Consider the following 6,000-nt stretch of genomic DNA (forward strand, 5'->3'; position numbering starts at 1 on the left):
ACGCTTATCAAAGCCGCCAGCACTCAAGCCACACGTTTTAAGACACGTTTTGACGAGAGTAAAACTGCAAGCTCGCTTAATGAGCAGCCTGTTGCCAAACGCAACTACGCTCATGCTGCGGGAGAGCAAGATGTCGCTACTAAAGAAGACAGCATTGATATGCGCGAGTTTGAGTTTACAAAAGCGCCGATCAATTGGATTCCAGCAACTATCTTGGTAGCCACACCTATTGCTGCTGCGATCATTACACCATGGTATTTGTTTACTCATGATGTTAGCGCGCCAGTTTGGGGCGTATTTGGTGCCTTTATGGTATGGACAGGTATCAGTATTACGGCGGGTTACCATCGCCTGCTATCGCATCGTGCTTATAAAGCGCACCCGATCGTCAAAAACTTTTTATTGCTAGGTTCCACCTTTGCCGTACAAGGTTCAGCGTTTGATTGGGTTTCTGGTCACCGTACGCATCATCGTCATGTCGATGACCGCTTAGAAGACCCGTACTCAGCAAAGCGTGGCTTTTTCTTTAGTCATATGGGCTGGATGCTACGCAATTATCCTAGCGGTAAATTTGACTATAAAAATATCCCTGACCTAACCAAAGATAGAACGCTGCAAATTCAGCATAAATATTACGGTTTATGGGTTGCGGCATTAAACATCGGTGTGGTCGCTGCGATCGGTTGGTTATTGGGTGATGTTTGGGGTACTTTGGTCATCGTAGGCTTACTACGTCTAGTACTGACGCACCACTTTACCTTCTTTATTAACTCGCTATGTCATATGTTTGGCACGCGTCCTTATACGGATACCAATACTGCTCGCGATAACTTCTTCTTAGCTATCTTTACGTGGGGTGAGGGTTATCATAACTACCATCACTTCTTCCAATACGACTATCGTAACGGGGTAAAATGGTGGCAGTATGATCCTACTAAATGGTTGATTGCTGGCCTATCAAAGCTGGGCTTAACCAGTGAGCTACGTACCGTTGATGACACCACTATCAAGCATGCAGAAGTACAAATGCAATTTAAAGCGGCTCAGCAGCAGATTGATACGGCAGCAGTGGGCGGCATTGATCTTCCTCATGCGATGAAGAGCTTCCAAGATCGTATTAAGTTTGAATATGATGCCTTTATGCAGACTGTTGAAGAATGGCAAGCTCTCAAAGCTAAAACGATTGAGCTGAAAAAAACAGAATATGCCGATCGCTTGCATGAAGTGGAAGATGAGCTAAAGCACGACTATGCCAAAATTGAACAAAAAATTCTTGAGCATAATAGCAATTTGAAAACTGCGTTTCGCTCTATCGGCATCAGTAAAAAAGCGGCATAATCGCTGATTATTAAACTGTATTTTATTACCTTTGTGATGAACGATAATTGTAAAGCTTCTCCTTCCCTCTATCTGTAGCAGATAGAGGGATTTTTTTGCTCATCCTTTATAGCTCGTGTCGAACATTGATTTATAGAAATCAAAAGGACAAGTGGAAGCAATATCTTTGTTTGATAGGCTAAATGCATTCAATATTACTCATGGTTTTTGGGTGCGCTATTACAAGAGATGGACAGAGTGAAATGATGTAATATCAAGGCTATGCTATAGTGCTTTTATTGCCCCTACACTTTACTTATACTTCAAAAGCAGGAACGGCTTGTATGCGCTATCAAAATACCTATGTCAATCTAGACACTCGCCTTTATCATGAGCAACCGCCGACGCCGCTGGACAATCCACGTGCTGGACACTTCAACATGCAAGTTGCGCAACAGTTAGGCTGGACAGATGATGAAGATTTAATGACACATTGGGTAGAGATACTCGGTGGTCAATACATGCCAGCGGATTTTAAGCCATTGGCCATGGTTTATGCGGGTCACCAATTTGGGCAATGGGCAGGTCAATTGGGTGATGGGCGCGGCTTGCTGATGGCACAAGTGCTCGATAACAATAATCAATTGCAAGACTTGCACCTTAAGGGTATTGGTCTGACGCCTTATTCGCGGATGGGTGATGGGCGTGCTGTCTTGCGCAGCACTATTCGCGAGTATTTATGTGGTCATGCTCTTACACAATTAGGTGTTCCTTCCTCTAATGCTTTGGGATTTGTTGTCTCCGATACCAGAGTGCGCCGTGAGCGCATGGAAGCAGGTGCGGCATTGATGCGCGTGGCTGATAGTCACATTCGCTTAGGTCATATCGAGTGGATTGCCAGCTTTGCTCCTGATTTACTCGCTGAGTTCACTGATTATATGATCGACACTTATTATCCAGAGTGCCGTGATAGTGACGCTCCCATACTGACATTTTTAACCACGGTGGTTGAGCGAACCGCACGAATGATCGCTGATTGGCAACTGATTGGCTTTGCTCATGGGGTAATGAATACTGACAACCTCTCTATCACTGGTAGCACCTTAGACTTTGGTCCATTTGGCTTTATGGAGCGTTTTAATCCTGCTTGGATCAACAACCACTCTGATCATACTGGTCGCTACGCTTATCAGAATCAACCTGCTATTGGTCACTGGAATCTCAATGCTTGGCTGCCACATTTTATGCGCTTAGAGGGCGTAACACGTGAGGCGTTAGCAGACTGTCTAGCGCCTTATGAAGCCACATTTATGCAGCACTATCAGCAAGGGCTTTGTTGTAAGCTTGGGCTGCCGCATGCAAAAGAGAGCTTAACCTTAGCTTTCGAATGGCTAACCTTACTAGAAGACAACTTGCTGGACTATACCAATAGCTTCCGTGCGCTACTCGGTTTGGTCGCGCCGAATGAGCACCATTATGAAGAGCAGCTATTGTCAACCATGACAAATGAGCTTAGCGATGATGCCCAACAAGTCTGGCAAGATTGGTCGACTCGTTATATGGCGCAAATACAGCAGCTGCCACTTGAGCAAGTTATCGATGATATGCAGCACAATAATCCTGTTTATGTACTGCGTAATAGTATGGCGCAGCGTGCCATTACGGCAGCAGAACAAGGACAGTTCGAAGAAGTGAGTCGAGTATTCGATTTACTGGCTAACCCTTATCAGGTACAAGCAATCGCTACCCTTCTCGACACGATGCCGCCTACCCCACATGCGCCGCAAATGCCGATTAGTTGCTCGTCTTAATGATATGTTATTAAACTGCTATTCTGTAATATTTTGAAACATTATGAGATTAAGGTTGATATTTAACCCTATTTTTTGGCATTATTAATTGGCTAAATAATGAATATCATTTTACTATATTATTCTCGCCGTTCACGGCAGCTGACTAGGCAGTGAATTGGCAATAGTGCTAGAATAACTATTCTACTAGATTACTTTTTTGGCTCAATGCTTAATCGCTAATCCTGACACTTTGAATTATTAACTGTTTAGCGTCACGTTGCCCTTAGAGGATTATTATTCCATGATTTTTTGAGGGTAAAACGTTATTTTTATCTCCATTTACTTCATTCCAATTTATTCTAACCATGGCAATTATTATGAATGACGATACCACTTTGAATACGGATAACCTTAGTACAGAAAAAGAGCAGTTTGAACAAGCTGCCTTACATTATCATGAGTTCCCACGTCCAGGCAAAATCTCTGTCACCCCTATTAAGCAGTTGGCAAACCAACGTGACTTAGCACTTGCCTATTCACCAGGTGTGGCAGTTCCTTGTCTTGAGATTCAAAGAGATCCGACGTTAGCGGCTAAATATACCGCCCGTAGCAACTTGGTTGGTGTTATCACCAACGGTACAGCGGTACTGGGTCTAGGTAATATCGGGCCATTGGCATCGAAGCCTGTAATGGAAGGTAAAGGGGTTCTATTCAAAAAATTCGCAGGTATCGATGTTTTTGATATTGAAATTGCACAAAATGATCCAGACAAATTCATCGAAGCTGTTGCCTCTCTTGAGCCTACTTTCGGTGGCATCAATCTAGAAGACATCAAAGCACCAGAATGTTTCAAAATTGAGCGTGAATTACGTAAGCGCATGAACATTCCAGTATTTCACGATGACCAACATGGTACGTCAATCATTGTTGCAGCAGCGATGCTCAACGCGCTATTGATTACTGGCAAAAAAATCGAAGAGATTAAAATCGTCTGTTCAGGTGCTGGTGCCGCCGCCATTTCTTGTTTAGATATTATTTGCGCACTTGGGGTGAACAAAAATAATATCTTTGTTTCAGATTCACGCGGTATCATTACAACTATCCGTGAAAATCTTGACGAAACCAAACAGCGCTATGCGCGTGAGACGACTGCGACCACTATCGACGAAGTGATGGATGATGTCGATATGTTCCTTGGTCTATCGATGCCTGGTACGTTATCTGAAGATATGGTTCGCCGTATGGCAAAAGACCCTATCGTCTTTGCACTTGCTAACCCAACGCCTGAGATCATGCCAGAATTGGCGCACGCTGTACGTCCAGATGTCATCATGGCAACGGGTCGCTCAGACTATCCAAACCAAGTAAACAACGCTTTATGCTTCCCTTATATCTTCCGCGGCGCATTAGATGTTGGTGCCACGACTGTTAACGAAGAGATGAAAGTCGCTTGCGTAAGAGCCATCGCTGCGATGGCACACGTTGAAGCAACGCCGACCACCAGCGCTAGAAACATCGAAAAAATGCAAAGTTTCGGTCGTGATTACCTGATTCCAGGGCCTTTAGAGCCAAACCTAATCATCGAGATCGCGTCTGCGGTCGCTCAAGCTGCGATGGATTCAGGCGTTGCAACCTTACCTATCGCTGATATGCAAGCTTATCGTCAGCGTCTGTCTGAGTTCGTGTATAACTCTGCATTCGTGATGAAACCAATCTTTGCGCGCGCTAAAGCCGATCCAAAACGTATCGTTTACTGTGAAGGTGAAGACAATAATATCTTACTTGCTGTGCAAGTGGTCGTTGATGAAAAGCTAGCACAACCTATTTTAATTGGTCGTCCTTCAGTCATCGAAGCCAATATCGAAAAACTAGGGTTACGTCTAAAAGATGGTGTGAACATCTCTATCGTCAATATCGATGACGATCCTCGTTATAAAGACTACTGGCAGGGTTACTACGAGAAGAACAAACGTCTTGGTGTGAGTATTGAACTTGCTCGTCGTGATGTTCGTCGTAAGACCACATTGATCGGCTCACTATTGGTCGAAAATGGCGCTGCAGATGGCATGGTATGTGGTACGTTTAGCCATTATCAGTTGCACTTAAAATATGTACAAAGCGTTATTGGCAAAAAAGAAGGTGTGAATGACTTCTATGCTATGAATGCGGTACTCATGCAAGATCGTAATATTTTCATCGCCGATACTTATATCCACGAAGATCCAACGGCTGAACAATTGGCTGAAATGACTGTCTTGGCAGTTGATCAGTTACGTCGCTTTGGTATCACACCACGTGTCGCGCTAGTTTCTCACTCTAACTTTGGCGCTTCAAATCGCACCAGTGCTGTAAAAATGCGCAAGGTCTATGAACTGCTGACAGATATGAATGTAGACTTTGAATTCGACGGCGAGATGCAAGGTGACGCCGCGTTGAATGAACATATTCGTTTAAACAACATGCCATCAAGTCCGTTGAAAGGTGCTGCAAATCTGCTCATCTTACCAACACTTGACGCCTCAAATATTGCCTTTAACCTACTCAAGACAGCAACTGGTAGCGCCTCTATTGGTCCTATTTTATTAGGTACTAGCAAACCAGTACATATTCTCACACCATCAGCAACTGCACGTGGTATCGTCAATATGACTGCTCTTTCCGTTACTGAAGCTCAAGATTTGGCGAGCGAAAATCAGTAATATATCCTGCGCTACCTAGTAGTATGTATTATCAAGATGGTCTCTGTTATTCATTTATAGAGACTGTCTGCTATACTAAAACCAGTCAATGCTATTAAATAGCGTTGACTGGTTTTTTTTGCTTGTTATACATTGGCTAAGATGCAACGTAGCCTTATTCAGTATCAGTCATCACTGGCTCAATAAAAATA

At 43.7% G+C, this 6,000-nt stretch carries 3 protein-coding genes; all 3 read left to right on the forward strand.

Annotation, left to right across the window (positions count from 1 at the left end; genetic code table 11):
* Positions 1–159 precede the first annotated feature (159 nt).
* Positions 160–1,338 carry an acyl-CoA desaturase gene (locus tag ACT3S4_RS13135; protein WP_211181299.1) on the forward strand — a complete coding sequence of 393 codons (1,179 nt, stop codon included), beginning with the start codon at positions 160–162 and terminating at the stop codon, positions 1,336–1,338.
* A gap of 323 nt (positions 1,339–1,661) precedes the next feature.
* Positions 1,662–3,128: a protein adenylyltransferase SelO gene (locus ACT3S4_RS13140; protein WP_444761215.1), complete on the forward strand. Its 1,467-nt coding sequence runs from the start codon at positions 1,662–1,664 to the stop codon at positions 3,126–3,128.
* 359 nt (positions 3,129–3,487) lie between these two features.
* Positions 3,488–5,809, forward strand: coding sequence for an NADP-dependent malic enzyme (locus ACT3S4_RS13145; protein WP_060491229.1), 2,322 nt, complete (start codon positions 3,488–3,490; stop codon positions 5,807–5,809).
* The last annotated feature ends 191 nt before the right edge of the window (positions 5,810–6,000 follow it).

The organism is Psychrobacter sp. AOP30-A2-5, from assembly GCF_052378115.1.
Taxonomy (GTDB): Bacteria; Pseudomonadota; Gammaproteobacteria; order Pseudomonadales; family Moraxellaceae; genus Psychrobacter.

Coding starts and splice junctions, on each gene's coding strand:
- ACT3S4_RS13135 (WP_211181299.1), top strand. CDS start 160: ATGCGCGAGTTTGAGTTTACAAAAGCGCCGATCAATTGGATTCCAGCA.
- ACT3S4_RS13140 (WP_444761215.1), top strand. CDS start 1,662: ATGCGCTATCAAAATACCTATGTCAATCTAGACACTCGCCTTTATCAT.
- ACT3S4_RS13145 (WP_060491229.1), top strand. CDS start 3,488: ATGAATGACGATACCACTTTGAATACGGATAACCTTAGTACAGAAAAA.